This is a genomic window from Allobosea eneae (assembly GCF_042657265.1).
GTDB lineage: Bacteria > Pseudomonadota > Alphaproteobacteria > Rhizobiales > Beijerinckiaceae > Allobosea > Allobosea eneae.
Map to the genome: position 1 here is coordinate 1 of NZ_JBHSLW010000066.1, position 15,864 is coordinate 15,864.

Genomic DNA, 15,864 nt, shown 5'->3' on the forward strand with positions numbered 1-15,864 from the left:
TCTGGAAACCAGCATCAAAACAGCCCCGACCTGCAGCAGATTTGAGTCAGACCCAGCCTTCAACGCGATAAGGGGGCTGCGCTTCAATGCGATTTGACAACGATCCCGATCCTCACTACATCCCGATCGAGTGGGTCGCCCCGGGTGGATCGGCACGTCCACCTGACGAAGCCAATGAGAGATGTAGTCGGGCTTTGGGACACGGGATTTAACATCAACGACCTCCCTTGAGCCGACGCAAGCTCACCGTCCGGTTGGCTTTTCGGGGTTCGCTCGCGCTTCCATCCAGCGGTCGGCCGGTATCCTGACCCCACGGCTTGCCTGGACCGAGCTCCCGGACGGCCTCCTCCTATCGCAGGGCCGTGAAGAGCATCGCGGCGGCCGCCGCTGCCATGGCGAGGGTTGCGGCCCAGCCGATGAGGCGCAGGGCTCCTGAAACGACGACCTCGCCCATGATCTTCGCTCTCGCCGTCATCAGCATCATGACGGCCATCACGGGGACCGCGACGATCCCGTTGATCACAGCGCTCCAATAAAGAGCCTTGATGGGATTGATGGAAGAGAAGTTGAGGCCCGCCCCGAGGATGGTCGCGAGCGCGATCGTGGCGTAGAAGGCTTTGGCCTCCACGGGTCGACGGCCGAGGCCCACCGGCCACTTTCTGGCTTCGCCAAGGGCATAGGCCGCGGATCCCGCGAGTACCGGGACCGCGAGAAGCCCCGTGCCGATCACGCCGAGGGCGAAGACCGCGAAGGCGAGGCGACCTGCAACAGGGCGGAGCGCCTCGGCCGCCTGGCTCGACGATTCAATACCGGTGATGCCGTTCGCGTTCAGCGTAGCGGCTGTGGTGATGATGATCGCCACGGCGACGAGATTGGAGAAAGCGGCGTGCAAGAACGCAACCACGAAGCCGGTCGTCAGGATGGGCGCAAGCAGGGTTTCGGACATGTTGCGACAAATAAATGGATTGTTGCGGGTGCTGGATGGCGAGAGCTCGCCATTGGGACGCACCCTGGATACAGCGGGAACGAGTCCCTGGCGAGTAACACCAGCGACGCCAGAGAACGGCTGTTCGATCTCGAGAGGCTCGAGGACCGAACGGCGCTGGTACCAGCCATCCGGAAATCGATGACTACGCCGGCCGGCCCAGCCCGGACTCATCCCCCAAAAAGCGCTTGATCCTCTAGCCGCTCGAGGTGCTACGGCTCGTCGAAGAGTCGCATTGGAGACGAGCGATGGCGCATTCGACCGACGCCCCAACCCGCCGAGCGCTGGCCTTCCGCGTCGAGGGCATGGATTGCGGCAGCTGCGCCGACAAGATCCGCACGGCACTTTGGCGCCTGCCGGGCGTATCGAGCGTCAAGGTGACCTTCGCGACCGAGAGCGTGAACGTGGAGGTCGAGGACGGCGGCCCGACGGAGGAGGCCATCGAGCGTCAGATCGCGGCCCTGGGCTACACGCCGCGCCGGGTCGAGGCGAAGACGAGCGCAAGGCGACTGCACCAGGACCGGGAGCAGGACCCTCATGAAACTCACGACCACCACGCGCCTCCTCTCGGCAATGTTCCCGAAGCGCGGGTCGCCGGCTCGGCCGCTAGCATACCCGCTGCCGACAGGGCCAAGCGGCGGGAGGAAGCGACGGAGGCCCATGACCACAGCCATGGACACGGGCACGAGCATGAGGACACGGGGGACCGCCGCTGGTGGGAAACCGCGAAGGGCCGGCTCGTCCTGCTGACAGGCGTGCTGCTCGTTGTCGCCTGGGGCTCCAAGCTCGTGATTCCCGCCTTCTCCCCCTGGCTGTTCGTGGCCGCGACTCTCATCGGCGCGTTCCCCGTCGCACGCCGCGCCGTTGCGGCGGCGCGCGCCGGCATGCCGTTCACCATCGAGATGCTGATGGCCATCGCCGCAACCGGCGCCATCGTCATCGGCGCCGCGGAGGAAGCGGCGCTCGTCGTGTTCCTGTTCGCGGTCGGCGAGGTGCTGGAGGGCGTAGCGGCCGGACGGGCGCGCGCCAGCATCCGGGCGCTCGGCGAGCTCGTGCCCAAGACGGCGATGCTGGAGGAAGCCGGCGCGACCCGAGAGGTGCCCGCCGACAGCCTGCAAGTCGGCCAGACCGTGATGGTGCGCCCGGGGGACCGCATTCCCGCCGACGGCATCATCCTGAGCGGCACGTCGGGTATCGACGAGTCGGCGGTCACGGGCGAGTCGGTGCCCAAGACCAAAGGCCCGGACGACCCGGTCTTTGCCGGTTCGATCAATCATGAAGCGGTGATCCGCCTGCGGGTCGAGAAGGCGGCCGAGGACAACACGATCTCTCGGATCATCCGGCTCGTCGAGGAGGCCCAGGAGGCAAAGGCGCCGACCGAGCGCTTCATCGACCGCTTCTCGCGCTGGTACATGCCGCTCATCGTTGTCGCGGCGGTGCTGGTTGCGCTCGTTCCCCCGCTTCTGTTCGGCCAGGACTGGGGGACCTGGATCTACCGCGCGCTCGCGCTTCTGCTGATCGGCTGCCCCTGCGCGCTCGTGATCTCGGTGCCGGCCTCGATCGCCTCGAGCCTCTCGGCCGGCGCGCGTCGCGGCATCCTGATGAAGGGCGGCGTCGTAATCGAGGGGGTCGCGAAAGCCCAGATGGTGGCCTTCGACAAGACCGGCACCTTGACCGAGGGACGGCCGAAGGTCACCGATGTCGTCGGGATTTCTATGTCCGAGGGCGACGTCCTGTCGCTCGCGGCGTCTCTCGAGACGGGATCAAGCCACCCGCTCGCGACCGCGATCGTGGCGAGAGCCAACGCGCAGGCCGTGCCCTTGCGCCGAACTCAGGGTATCACAGCCGTTCCCGGCCAGGGCCTGGAAGGCATCGTTGAAGGCTGCGAGCTATTCCTCGGAGCGCCACGGTTTGCGCGCGATCGCGCAGCTTTCGACAGCCGAGCCGCCGAGATGGCAGAGCGGCTCGAGAGCGAGGGAAAGACCGTGGCGGCGCTCGTCGGGGAGGGCCGGCCTCTCGGCCTCATCGCGCTCCGCGATGAGTCGCGCGCGGACGCGCGCGAAGCGGTCGCCGAGCTCAAGGCGCTCGGCATCGGCTCGGTCATGCTGACCGGCGACAACAAGCGCACCGCGGCGGCCATCGCCGGCTCGCTCGAAATGGACGAGCGCGCGGAACTCATGCCGGACGACAAGGTCACGGCCATCCGCGCGCTCGCCGAGCATCAGTCGGTGATGATGATCGGCGACGGCATCAATGACGCACCAGCGCTCGCGGCGGCGCAGGTCGGCGTCGCCATGGGCTCGGGCACCGACGTCGCGCTCGAGACGGCGGACGCCGCGCTGCTCCGGAACCAGGTTCGCGACGTAGCGCGCATGGTGCGGCTCGCGCGCGCCACAATGGCGAACATCCGCCAGAACATTACGATCGCGCTCGGGCTCAAGGCCGTGTTCCTGGTAACGAGCGTGCTCGGGCTCACGGGCCTGTGGATCGCCATCCTCGCCGACACGGGCGCGACCGTGATCGTCACCGCGAACGCGCTGCGGCTGCTCGGGTTCTTTCAGGAGACCGGCTCGAGTGGAGGAACCCGTCCGGGCGCTCCGGCGACCCTGAAGCCCGCGACGGCTTAGCTCAGCAGAGCTCAAACATGCACCAGAGGAGCAAACCATGAGCTTTCTACGGGACTTGCTAGGGGGCCTTCGCGGCGGTCACGGCGGCGGCTTTGGCGGAGGTCATGGCGGCCACGGTGGCGGGCACGGGTCCTACGGCGGTGGGCCTTGGGGGGCGCCGGGCCCCGGGCCGGGCGCCCCAACTCCAGGTTGGCCCGCGGCTCCGCAAAGCCCCGCGCCCGGGCATCAATGCGATACGGCCGAGCCCGTCCGCGTGGTTGTCTGCCCGAGCTGCCGGTCCGACAACGCACCCTCGGCACGGTTCTGCGGCCAGTGCGGCGAGCGTCTCGGGCCGGAAGAAGCAAAGTGTTCGAAATGCGGAGCCAGCCTTGAGCCCGGCGCCAAGTTCTGCCCGTCCTGCGGTCAGGCCGCGAGTCCATGACCTGGCAATCCGGAGAGCGTGCTCGCGTCATGAGCCCAACCTGGTCTCGCACGGGGATGGCGCTCCTGGCGTTTGCGGTTGCACTCGTCGCAGATCTTGGCACGAAGTGGCTTATCCAGAGCCTCGTCATGGTGCCGCCTCGCGTGATCGAGGTCACGCCAGTCCTCAATCTGACACTCGGATTCAATCCAGGGGTCAGCTTCGGCCTGCTAAGCGGCGCCTTTGCGGATCGGCCCATGCTGCTGGCAGGGATCACCGGGTCCGTCGCGGCGGGCCTTCTCGTCTGGGCGATGCGCAGCGAGCAGCCGCGCGAGACCCTCGGCCTTGGCCTCATCGCGGGCGGCGCGACCGGGAACCTCGTCGATCGTGTGCGCCAGGGCGCCGTCACGGACTTCCTGGATTTTCATGTCGGAGCTTGGCACTGGCCAGCCTTCAACATGGCCGATGTCGCGATTACGGTCGGCGTGATGCTGATGATTGTCGCGGTGGTTCAGCCACGACGATCCCCGCACCGCTCTCCGATCCGCAACCGAAGGAGCTGGCAGGACCTCAGCTTGAACAAGCTCGGCGGCGAGCACTGTCCAGCAAAGGTGCCCGACAAGCCCTCGAACCCTCATATCCGCGTTGAAGGCAGCACCACGCGAGGCTCTCGATGCTGAAGCTACGGATCCTGTTCACGGCGAGCTTCGCCCTTGTTCCCGCGCTCGCTCTGGCCCAAGCTTATTCGCAAGGGTTGCTGCCGCATCGCCGGGAGGTTCAGAACATCGGCAGTTGCGGAGCTGAGCTGGTCAGAAAGGGCTCGGATATCAGGCTTTACGTTGTCCGCCTCGTCGAGCGCCAGCTGCTCGCCATCCCGGGCGTGACGGCGGTGCACGACGTGCACGTGTCGGTCGCCGCCTCCGGGATTGACGCGATGAGTGCGCATCTCGTGGTCGTCGACATGGCGCAAGCGGAACGTATTCTCACCGATGCGCGTCGGATCTTGGCGGACGAGTTTGACGCCGACCATGTGACGATCCAGGTCGAGACTGAGGCGCTCCGGGCCGCGGAAAAGCCGCAGAAAGCCTGAATAGGTTTAAAACGGGAGACAGCGATGGAACGGTACGATTCAAGACCCCCCACCTGGGGCAGCTCGCCTCTTGCCCGGAGCCAAGCCGAGGTCGACCAGGGCCTGCGCGCCTTCATGGTCGGCGTGTACAACAACATGGTGCTGGGGCTGGCGCTGTCGGCGCTGGTGGCGCTCGGGGTCAACAAGCTCGCCGTTGCGGGCTCTCAGGCCGACGCCGTCGCCCGGATCGGCAGCATTCCCCTGACCAGCTTCGGCCGGCTGCTCTACGCGACGCCCCTGATGTGGGTGTTGGCGCTGGCGCCGCTTGCCTTCATCTTCTTCTTCTCGTTCCGGATGGACCGCATGTCGGCGGCGACTGCGCGGACAACCTTCCTCGCCTTCGCGGCTGTGATGGGCGCCTCGCTCTCGACGCTGCTCATCCGCTACACCGGGGCCAGCGTGGTGCAAGTGTTCTTCATTGCGGCCGCGTCCTTTGGCGCGCTCAGCCTTTGGGGCTACAGCACCTCGCGCAGCCTGTCAGGGATGGGCTCGTTCCTGGTCATGGGCGTAATCGGGCTCATCATCGCCTCGCTCGTCAACATCTTCCTGGCTTCGAGCGCGTTGCAGTTCGCGATTTCGGTCATCGGCGTACTGATCTTCGCGGGGCTCACCGCCTATGACACGCAGAAGCTCAAGGAGATGTACGTCTACGAGCTCGGCTCGGCAGACGGCGAGGCCGCGGCCAAGGCATCGATCTTCGGCGCGCTGACCCTCTATCTCGACTTCATCAACATGTTCCAGTTCCTGCTCGCCCTGTTCGGAAACCGCAATCAATAGAGTGAGTTCGCCCGGCATGCGCGGCGTGACTGTCTCACGGGCTGAAGGGTTGCGGGCCAGTCAGGGAGGCCTGCGGCACCTCAGTTTGGGCCAAGTTCCGCTGCAAGACAGCGTGTCGTTCGATCTGCGTTCGGATTTCTCCTGACACACATCATGATGAGGTGACTAATGTCTAATTTCCGTATGCTCTTGGTAGCGGCTCTCGCCCTCTCTCCCGCACTCGCCCTGGCGCAAGCGCATTCGCACGGGGCGGAGCACGGCGGCCAGGTCCAGAAGATCGGTTCCTACGAAGCCGAGCTCGTAGTCAAGGGCACGGATGCCATGCTCTACGTCCTCGACGACAAGGAGAAGAAGGTCGACGCGTCAAAGTTCAGCGCGACCGCGATGGTGCTGGCCAAGGGCAATGAGCAGAAGACACTTGAACTCAAGCCCGCTAGCGACAACATGCTATCGGGCAAGGTCGACTTCCCGGTCGAGGGTAAGTTCCGGGCGACCGTGACCCTCAAGACGGGGTCGACCGAGGTCGGTAAGGGCCGCTATAACGTCGACGTAACCAGCCGCTAACCACAGGCGCTTACTCCATCAAGGCCATGGCTTCACGGACCACCCGATGCGCGAATGGAAAGCGCCGCCCGTTGTGGCAGGCGTTGATCGCGCATGCCATGGCTATGGTCATCTTCTTGACACTGATGGTGCCGCTTCAGGGCTTTGCGACCGGCCCTGTTCCGGACCTCGCCTCGGCCGCGATCACGAACACCACTGGGGACACAGATGTCCCGAGCCCTTCCGGGGATGCTGGGCTCGTCCAGCATGCGCATTGCGCCTGCCATTCGGCCGTCCGGCCGTCCTGGAGCGCCGTCTCGGTCGAGCGCGTCCGCTCAGCCGCGGATCACCCCGCGAGATCTGACGCAGCGCCCCGGCCCGGTCCGGGCTCCCTTCCCTTCAAGCCACCCCGCGCCTGACCGCCCTGAGGTCTGACGCGGCTCGGACACGAGCCGCCTCAGGCCTCATCCCAAGCTCGTCTTAATGGGCTTGGGCGGTTGAGCATTCGGCCGCGCCTGCACAGCAGGCAAGGCCTCGACCGGTTCGCTCCGCGAGCACCTGTCGGAGGTGGTGGTATGTTCCTGCGCTTTCTCTTCATCATCGTCGCGCTCGTCGTCGGCGTTGCCGTCGCGAGCATCGTTCCGGAGGTCTCGCGGACCGCCCGAACCGTCATAGGCGCCGTGCCTCTGCCGGGGCTTGCTCAACTCAGCGCCCAGGAGCCCCCGAAGGCCCCCCCGAAGCAGGCCGAGGGCAAGGAGGCCCATGGCGGCGGCAAGGACGATGGTCATGGCCATGGAGCCGGGGGTGCTGAGAAGGAAGAGGGCAAGGAGGGCGTGCTCAAGCTCGCCGCCGATCAGATCGCCGCGGCCAAGATCGAGACGGCCAAAGCCTCCGACGGCACGCTCGCGCGGCGCCTGACCGTTCCGGGCACGGTCGTTCCCGCGGCGGACCGGATCGCGCGCGTTGCGGCGAAGGTGGTTGGAACCGTAGCAGACCTCAACAAGCAGCTCGGTGATAGCGTCGCGAAGGGCGAGGTCGTCGCCGTCCTGGACAGCCGCGAAGTAGCCGACGCCAAGAGCGAGTACCTCGGCGCTCAGGTCAACTTCGACCTGCAGAAGACGCTCTTTGAGCGCGAGCAGATGCTGTTCCAGAAGAACATCACCGCCGAGCAGCAGTTCCTGCGCGCCCGCACCACCTTCTCGGAAGCGCAGCTGCGCTTCGACCTCGCCCGCCAGAAGCTCACGGCTCTGAGCGTACCCGACAAGGAGATCGCCGGCCTGTCACGCCAGTCGACCGCCCTGCAGCGCTACGAGCTCCGCGCGCCGCTTGCCGGCCGCATCGTCGAGCGCCTCGTCAATCTCGGGGCGGCTGTCGGCGGCGAGGGCCAGCCCAAGGAACTCTATGGGATCGCCGACCTGTCGCAAGTTTGGGTCGATCTCGCCGTGTCTCCACGCGACCTGCCCTTAGTGAAGGAGGGCCAAGCGGTCCAGGTTACGGCGGGCGGCATGAACGAGCGGGCTGACGGCAAGATCGTTTTCAAGAGCCCGATGCTCAATCCGGAGACACGCTCCGCCCGCGTCGTGGCTCAGATCTCCAACAAGAGCGGCGTGTGGCAGCCGGGCGCTTTCGTGACCGCCGGGATCGTCGTCGAGGAGCAGAAGGCTCCCCTCGTCGTGCCGAAGACCGCGCTCCAGACCGTCGGCAAGGACCAGGTCGTGTTCGTGCGCACACCGGAGGGGTTCGAGAAGCGCGAGGTCGTGCTCGGCCGCACAGATGGGCAGTCGACCGAGATCGTGTTCGGGCTCGATCCCGGCGAGGAAATCGCGGTCGCCAACACCTTCACGCTCAAAGCCGAGCTCGGCAAGTCCGAAGCCTCCCACGCCCACTAAGGCCAAGTCTCATGATTGCCCGCATCCTTGCTTTCTCGGTTCATCACCGCTGGGTCGTGGTGCTCGTCACCTTGCTCGCGGCCGCCTTCGGCGTCTACTCGCTGACCAAGCTGCCGATCGACGCCGTTCCGGACATCACCAACAACCAGGTCCAGATCAACACGACAGCGACGGCTCTCTCCCCCTACGATATCGAGAAGCAGGTCACGTTCCCGATCGAGACGACGCTCGCCGGAATTGCCGGGCTCGAGTACACGCGCTCGCTGTCGCGAAACGGCTTCTCGCAGGTGACCGCCGTCTTTAGCGAAAAGACCGACATCTATTTCGCCCGTCAGCAGGTCAACGAGCGCTTGACCGACGCCAAGAGCAGCCTGCCGCCCGGCGCCGAGCCCCGGATGGGCCCGATTTCCACCGGTCTCGGCGAGATCTACATGTACACGGTCGAGTATGTGCTACCGGCAGGGGTCGGAGAGGGCGCAGGGAAGGGTACTGAGGCCAGCACGGCGCCCGCTAAGGGCGGAGCTCACGGGGCGAATGGCGCCGGTGCTGAGCGCCCGCCCGCACCTATCCAGGACGGCAAGCCCGGCTGGCAGAGCGATGGCACGTACCTCACCCCCGAGGGCCAGCGTCTCACCGACGACTTCCAGCGCGCCGCCTATCTGCGCACGGTCCAGGACTGGATCATCCGGCCTCAGCTGAAGAGCGTTCCGGGGGTCGCGGGCGTCGACTCGATCGGCGGCTACGAGAAGCAGTACCACGTCCAGCCCGACCCGGCGAAGCTGATCGGCTACGGGCTGTCATTTGGCGAGATCGCCACAGCCATCGAGGCCAACAACGTCAGCCGCGGTGCAGGCTATGTCGAGCGCAACGGCGAGGGCTTCGTCGTGCGCTCGGGCGGGCGCGTCGAGCGGATGAGCGAGATCGGCGGCATCGTCGTCGCGACCCGGGAAGGCGTGCCGATCCGGGTGAGGGACGTCGCCGAGGTCACTATCGGAAAGGAGCTCCGGACCGGCAGCGCGAGCGAGAATGGCCAGGAGGTGGTGGTCGGCACCGCGCTGATGCTGATCGGCGGCAACAGCCGCACGGTCGCGGCGGCCGTCGACGCCAAGATGCAGACGATCAACAAGTCGCTGCCGCCGGGCATCATCGCCAAGACCGTCCTGAACCGCACGCTCCTGGTCAACGCCACCGTAAAGACGGTGAGCAAAAACCTGGCCGAGGGCGCCGGGCTCGTCATCCTGGTGCTGTTCCTGCTCCTCGGCAACTTCCGAGCGGCGCTCATCACGGCGCTTGTGATCCCGATCGCGATGCTCCTCACTATGACCGGGATGGTGCAGGGTAGGATCAGCGCCAACCTGATGAGCCTCGGCGCGCTCGACTTCGGTCTCATCGTCGACGGCGCGGTCATCATCGCCGAGAACAGCCTGAGGCACTTGGCCGAACGGCAGCACGAGTTCGGCCGGAAGCTGAGCTTAGGCGAGCGCCTGACGACCGTGCGCGAGTCGGCCGAGGAGATGATTGGCCCATCGGTCTACGGGCAGGCCATCATCATCCTCGTTTATGCACCGCTCCTGACCTTCACGGGCGTCGAGGGCAAGATGTTCGAGCCAATGGCGCTCACCGTCATCATCGCGCTCGTCGCCGCCTTCGTGCTCTCGCTGACCTTCGTGCCGGCGATGATCGCCATCGTGATCACCGGACGCGTGCAGGAGAAGGAGAACTTCTTCGTGCGCGGCCTCAAGGCCGTGTACCGGCCGGTGCTGCGACGAGCCATCCGGTTCCCGGTGTCGTTCATCCTCGGGGCCGTTCTCCTCTTCGCCGCCAGCGCGGGCTTGTTCACCCGGCTCGGCCAGGAGTTTATCCCGACCCTCGATGAGAAGAACATCGCCATGCAGGCGCTGCGCATCCCGTCGACATCGCTGTCCCAGTCGCAGGAGATGCAGTTCGCGGTCGAGAAGGCGATCAGCCGCTTTCCGCAGGTCGCGTTCGTGTTCTCGAAGACGGGCACGGCGGAGGTCGCAGCCGACCCGATGCCGCCGAACGCGTCCGACACCTTTATCATCCTCAAGCCGCAGGAGGAATGGCCCGACCCCAACCTTTCGAAGGAGCAGCTGATCAAGGACATGGAGGCGGCGGTCGGCAGGCTTCCCGGCAACAACCTGTCCTTCACGCAGCCGATCCAGATGCGCTTCAACGAGCTGCTTGCGGGCACCCGTGGCGATCTCGCCGTCAAGGTCTTCGGCGAGGAGTTCGAGCCGATGCTCGCGGCCGCCAACCAGATCGCCAACATCCTGCGCGGGCTTGAGGGCGCGGCTGACGTCTCGGTCGAGCAGGCGACAGGCCTTCCGTTCCAGGAGATCAAGATCGACCGCGACGAGATCGAGCGCCGCGGCTTGAGCCTCACGGCCGTTCAGGACGTGATCGGCACGGCGATCGGGGGACGAGAGGCCGGCCTCGTGTTCGAGGGCGACCGGCGTTTCGACATCGTCGTGCGTCTGCCGGACGGCATCCGCGCCGATGTCGACGCGCTCTTGAATCTGCCGGTGCCTCTTCCGGCGGCTGCCGGCCAAGGAGCCACTGGGGCGACCATTCCTCTGCGGGAGGTGGCCAGCATCGAGATCGCGGAAGGACCCAACCAGATCAGCCGCGAGAACGGCAAGCGGCGCGTCGTCGTCACTGCCAACGTGCGCGGACGCGACATCGCTTCGCTCGTCAACGAGGCGCAAGCGAGGATCGCCCAAGAGGTCCAGCTGCCCGCCGGCTACTACATCACCTGGGGCGGCCAGTTCGAGAACCTGGCGGCCGCACGCCAGCGGCTCATGATCGTGGTGCCGGCGTGCTTCGTCCTGATCTTCCTGCTTCTGTTCAGCGCACTCGGGTCAGCACGCGACGCACTCCTGGTGTTCAGCGCCGTGCCGCTGGCGCTGACGGGCGGGATCTTCGCCCTGTGGCTGCGCGACATGCCGTTCTCGGTCTCCGCCGCGGTGGGCTTCATCGCGTTGTCGGGCGTCGCGGTGCTGAACGGTCTCGTCATGCTGACTTTCATCAAGCAGCTCATGGATGACGACGTGCCGAAGCTCGAGGCGATCTATGAGGGGGCGCTGGTGCGCCTGCGCCCGGTCGCCATGACGGCGCTCGTCGCCTCGCTCGGCTTCGTGCCCATGGCACTCGCCACCGGAACGGGAGCCGAGGTCCAGAAACCGTTGGCGACCGTGGTCATCGGCGGCCTGATCAGCGCGACCATCCTGACCCTCGTGGTGCTGCCAGCGCTGTATGCCCGCTTCTCCGGACACAAGGCGCGGGCGTGCGTCGACTCTCATCACGAGCCGGAGCTGCCGGACACGCCAGACACGGAAGAACATGTGCCAGCTAGGCAAGCGGCTGAATGAAGGGGCAACGGGAATGCGGCGGTCCGACAGAGCTCAGGAGAAATCGATGCCGACACCAACCCTCCGCGGCAGCGCGCTCCAGGCCAGATCCGCGTTGCCCGCGGTTCTCGCAACAATCGCAGGTCTCATGGCCGGACAAGCCCAGGCCCAATCAGTGAAGATCGTCGGCATCGGCGCCGCGAGCTGCCAGGTTTTTCTTCGCGAGATCGCCGGTCGCCCTGATGTCGAGAAGAACTTCTTCGCCTGGGCGCAGAGCTACATGAACGGGCTTCTGATCCGGGCGCCTGCGGGCAAGGACGAAGGACTCGACCTTACGCCCCCGGCGTTCCCTTTGCTGAAGCAGGCGGAGTTTCTGCGCACCTTTTGTTCGAAGAATGCGGGGGAGGATTTCAGCGACGGGGTGAACGAACTCTACCGCACCCTTCGCGCTCCGCCTGGGTGAACGATCCGGGATCTCTCCAGGCGACCCCTTCTCAGCCGACGACGCAAGCAAGTCCATGATTTTACCCTCCGTCATCCTGATCGCCTCGCATCTCGTTCTGCCGGTCGGCAGCCCGCCTCGGCAGGCGGACTGCATTGCCGGACCGCATGACCCTTTGCGCGTGTTGCGGCTGCCAGGTGTTGCGGCGACCACCTCCCGGCCGAGAAACCCGCTCGAGGATGAGCGGCCGCATTGCGTGGAGCCAGGAGGGGAGGCTGCACCGAACAACCAAACGGGGCAGAAGCCCGCTTTGCGCGACGGTTCACGCTGATGGCTCACGCCGTCCCATCGCTGGGCATCTCGTTCGAACGCGTCACGGCCCCATGCCCGTGGGGCAGTAACCGGCGAAACAGTACCCCGTGCCAAGGACGTGATCGCCACGCGCGACGGACCATCGAGCTCCTCCTGACCGGCGTGCTTGCAAGCGTCGCCGTCGCGTTTGGCGTGTATGGAGCGGCCGCCGAGACCCTGCCGGGTGCGCTGGCGCGGGCTTATGGGGCAAACCCCCAGCTTAACGCCGAGCGGGCGAGCTTGCGGGCTGTGGACGAGAACGTGCCGCGGGCGCTCTCTGGCTATCGGCCGCGCATTTCCGCCGAGGCCGACGCAGGTGTCGCGGCGATGCGCAGTTCGACACCGGGCGGCATGGAAGGGGCCAGCGGCCAATCCGGCTCTCTGTTTCCGCGCGGGGCGGGGATCACTCTCAACCAGACGCTCTTCGACGGCTTTCGGACGCGCAACAATGTGCGCACGGCCGAGTCGCAAGTCTTCGGCGCCCGCGAGGCGCTGCGCAACACGGAGCAGAACCTGCTCTTCGATGCGGTCTCCGCGTACATGAACGTGTTGCGCGACACGGCGATTCTGGATCTGCAACGCAACAACGTCGAGCTCCTGAACGAGCAGCTCAGCCAGACGCGCGAGCGCTACGAGGCGGGCCAGGTCACGCGCACGGACGTGTCGCAAGCGGAGGCGCGACTCGCCGGAAGCCGGTCGCAGGTCAGCCTCGCCGAAGCCAACCTGCGCGCCAGCATTGCGCGCTACCGTCAGGTGATCGGCGTCGATCCGAAGACGCTGGCCCCAGGGCCGCCCGCCGATCGCTGGCTTCCCCGCAGTCTCCCGGCGGCCGTGCAAGTCGCGCTCGCGGAGCACCCGGCGATCAAAGCGTCCCTGCACGGCGTCGATGCGGCCGAGCTCGAGGTCAAGGTCGTCGAAGGTGAACTCTATCCCTCGCTCGGCCTCAGCGCCGGACTCTCGCGCCGCTCCGACGTCGAAACACGCGGCGACGCTCGGACCGCCGCCACTGCCGTGGTGCGCCTGACGGTCCCGATCTATGAGGGCGGCGAGGTTTATGCCCGCACGCGCCAGGCCAAGGAAACGGCCGGCCAGCGCCGCATCGAGGTCGAGGTCACCCGTGATCAGGTCCGCGCCGCCGTGCTGTCTGCTTGGGGACAGCTCGAAGCCACCAAGGCCCAGATCACCGCGGCCCAGACGCAAATCCAAGCGAGCGAGATCGCGCTCACCGGCGTGCGCGAAGAGGCGCGCGTCGGACAACGCACGACCCTCGAGGTCCTCAACGCGCAGCAGGAGCTGCTCAACGCGCGAGTGAACCTCGTCACGGCCCAACGCGACAGGGTCGTCGCATCCTACAGCGTGCTGTCCGCGGTCGGCCGGCTCTCAGCCCGCGTTCTCGCGCTCAGGGCCCCCAGCTACGACGCAAAGCGCCACTTCGACCAGGTCAAGGATCTCTGGATTGGGCTGCGCACGCCCGATGGTCGATGACACAGGAGATGACCATGACTCGGATCTCACGCCGCTCGTTCCTCGCTGCCTCGTCGGCCGCCGTGAGCGCATTCGTTCCTGCGGTCTCGAGTGCAGCCCCTCGCGTGCGCGGCGCCGGACGTGCGCCCTCTTCCGTTGTGGTGGACGTCGATCGCCTCCTGGCCCTTGGTCTCGGCCCGACGGCCGAGTTGATCCGTTCGACGATGACAGCCGAGCTGCAGGCCGTGTTCGCCGACCGTCTTGGTGGTCAGAGACTGGTGGTCCGCCTCACCGGATTGACGCTGTCTGCCTACGTCGGCGGGGGTGGCGGAGGAGGGGGCAGTGGCGGAGGTGGCGGTGGCCGAGGCGGCGGCGGAGGGGAGACGGACTACCTCGAAGGGGACGCGCTCCTCCTGGCTCCGAGCGGTGAAATCGTCGCCCGCTATCCGCAGCTCCTGGCGTTGCCGTCGAGCACCGGAGGGGCTTGGTACCAGCCCGACAACGAGCAACGGCGGATCGTGATCCTGGCGCGCTACTACGCCCAGTGGCTGCGGCGGGCGATCGGCTAGGCGGGCTGGATCAGGAAAATGCCCGAGGGCAGGCCAGGGATGAGCATCCGGCTACGTGATTGTCGTCATCGAGTTCCATCGCGAAGCACTGCCCCCGCGCGCGCGATGGGAGCGGGAGCGGCTCCCCGTCGAGACCCGGGGGGCCGCTCCTATGCCGGGCGGTCAACGAGGGAGCGAGGACGCGTGATGAGACCAAGAGGGAAAACGCCTGGACCGACGAGGAGCTGAACGGTGTTGCAAGACACCGTCGAGCAGCTTTACCGCCTGATGCACATGGTCGTGTGGGTCCACACCCCGCAAGACCATCACTGGATGCTGCCGATCTTCGTCATCGTGCTGGTGGTCACGCCGGCTTGGCTGGGATGGCATCTGCTGCGGCTCGTGTGGTCCGCCGTTGTACATTGGCGGCGCGGACGCGCGCGGAGGGTAGATGACGCGTTAGCAGACTCGAAGAAGGCCTTTCCCACTCTCGAGCGCTTCGTGCTGCGCGCCACAGTGCCATTTCAGGTCCGCTTGGTGGTCTTGTCCGTCCTCACCATCCCGGCCACCTACGTCCTGCTGCTGCTGCCGAAGCACATCATCAATCACGCGCTAGCCGAGCATGGGCCGAAGATGGATTTCCTCGGCATCGCGCTTGATTCGGAGGCGTTGCTGTTTGCGCTCTGCGCCAGTTACCTGCTCGTCCCCACGGCCAACAGCTTGATCAAATACACCGCAAACGTAGTCCGGGGCCGAGTCAGTGAACGCATCGTCCGACGCATCCGGCTCGCAGTGATCCGGCGCCGGCGTGCGGAACGCTGTCCGCGCGGCCGGTCAACCCTCGCCGCGGTGGCGATCCAGGAATGCGAGCCGATCGGCTATTTCGGCGGCAGCCTGCTTGTCGTGCCGCTGATCCAAGGTGGCACGCTCGTCACGAGCGTGGTGTTCCTGTTCATGCAGAACGTCGCGCTCGCCTTGGCGGCCCTGATGATGCTGCCGTTGCAGATCGCCGTCCTGCCGCGGCTGCAGCGGCGTATCAATGGCAAGGTTCGCGAGCGCGTGCATGCGACCCGCGGCTTCAACGCTGCTCTTACGCATGGAATTCTGGACGCTGTGGATGGTCGAGGTGATCGCTCGCCCACCCACCACCACATCCGCCAAGCCGAGGCGCTCGAGCAGGTCCGTCTTGAGATCACCGAGCTGAAGGCGCGGTTCAAGACCCTGTACAACTACACCTCCAACCTAGGCGGTGTGGACGGATTTTACCAAGACGAATGCTGCGGCGAGAGCGACAATGGCTGCGAAATTTCGCTTGGTCTTTTCGCAGCGTAGGGCAACGCG

12 protein-coding genes and 1 pseudogene are annotated in these 15,864 nt (G+C 66.2%); 12 read left to right on the forward strand and 1 reads right to left on the reverse strand.

The genetic code is table 11. The annotated features are described in order from the left end of the window. Positions 1-349 precede the first annotated feature (349 nt). A pseudogene (locus tag ACFPOB_RS26875) lies at positions 350-883 on the reverse strand (divalent metal cation transporter); the annotation flags it as partial. A 350-nt stretch (positions 884-1,233) separates the two neighbouring features. Here ACFPOB_RS26875 and ACFPOB_RS26880 point away from each other — a divergent pair. The 12 genes from ACFPOB_RS26880 to ACFPOB_RS26935 all read left to right on the forward strand — a co-directional run bounded on the left by ACFPOB_RS26880 (position 1,234) and on the right by ACFPOB_RS26935 (position 15,855). Beyond that, positions 1,234-3,612, forward strand: a complete 2,379-nt coding sequence (locus ACFPOB_RS26880) for a heavy metal translocating P-type ATPase (protein WP_082734969.1) — start codon at positions 1,234-1,236, stop codon at positions 3,610-3,612. Positions 3,613-3,649: 37 nt separating this feature from the next. After that, positions 3,650-4,033, forward strand: coding sequence for a zinc-ribbon domain-containing protein (locus ACFPOB_RS26885; protein ID WP_082732937.1), 384 nt, complete (start codon positions 3,650-3,652; stop codon positions 4,031-4,033). Further along, entirely contained in the window at positions 4,030-4,692 is a 663-nt protein-coding gene (gene lspA / locus ACFPOB_RS26890) for a signal peptidase II (protein WP_349643730.1), read from the forward strand. The genes ACFPOB_RS26885 and lspA overlap by 4 nt, the downstream gene beginning before the upstream one ends. Continuing rightward, positions 4,686-5,102 carry a cation transporter dimerization domain-containing protein gene (locus ACFPOB_RS26895; protein WP_066735431.1) on the forward strand — a complete coding sequence of 139 codons (417 nt, stop codon included), beginning with the start codon at positions 4,686-4,688 and terminating at the stop codon, positions 5,100-5,102. The genes lspA and ACFPOB_RS26895 overlap by 7 nt, the downstream gene beginning before the upstream one ends. 24 nt (positions 5,103-5,126) lie before the next feature. After that, positions 5,127-5,918, forward strand: a complete 792-nt coding sequence (locus ACFPOB_RS26900) for a Bax inhibitor-1/YccA family protein (protein WP_066735433.1) — start codon at positions 5,127-5,129, stop codon at positions 5,916-5,918. 168 nt (positions 5,919-6,086) lie between these two features. Next, positions 6,087-6,482, forward strand: coding sequence for a hypothetical protein (locus tag ACFPOB_RS26905; protein ID WP_066735435.1), 396 nt, complete (start codon positions 6,087-6,089; stop codon positions 6,480-6,482). A 560-nt stretch (positions 6,483-7,042) separates the two neighbouring features. After that, positions 7,043-8,350, forward strand: coding sequence for an efflux RND transporter periplasmic adaptor subunit (locus ACFPOB_RS26910; RefSeq protein WP_066735441.1), 1,308 nt, complete (start codon positions 7,043-7,045; stop codon positions 8,348-8,350). A gap of 11 nt (positions 8,351-8,361) precedes the next feature. Further along, positions 8,362-11,739 carry an efflux RND transporter permease subunit gene (locus ACFPOB_RS26915; RefSeq protein ID WP_066735439.1) on the forward strand — a complete coding sequence of 1,126 codons (3,378 nt, stop codon included), beginning with the start codon at positions 8,362-8,364 and terminating at the stop codon, positions 11,737-11,739. Positions 11,740-11,785: 46 nt separating this feature from the next. Next, entirely contained in the window at positions 11,786-12,181 is a 396-nt protein-coding gene (locus tag ACFPOB_RS26920; RefSeq protein WP_245289757.1) for a hypothetical protein, read from the forward strand. Positions 12,182-12,490: 309 nt separating this feature from the next. Then, complete coding sequence (locus ACFPOB_RS26925; RefSeq protein WP_082734970.1) at positions 12,491-13,996, forward strand: TolC family outer membrane protein; 1,506 nt, start codon at positions 12,491-12,493, stop codon at positions 13,994-13,996. 14 nt (positions 13,997-14,010) lie between these two features. Then, positions 14,011-14,544: a hypothetical protein gene (locus ACFPOB_RS26930; RefSeq protein WP_156451759.1), complete on the forward strand. Its 534-nt coding sequence runs from the start codon at positions 14,011-14,013 to the stop codon at positions 14,542-14,544. A gap of 231 nt (positions 14,545-14,775) precedes the next feature. Next, complete coding sequence (locus tag ACFPOB_RS26935; protein WP_066724299.1) at positions 14,776-15,855, forward strand: ABC transporter ATP-binding protein; 1,080 nt, start codon at positions 14,776-14,778, stop codon at positions 15,853-15,855. Positions 15,856-15,864 lie beyond the last annotated feature (9 nt).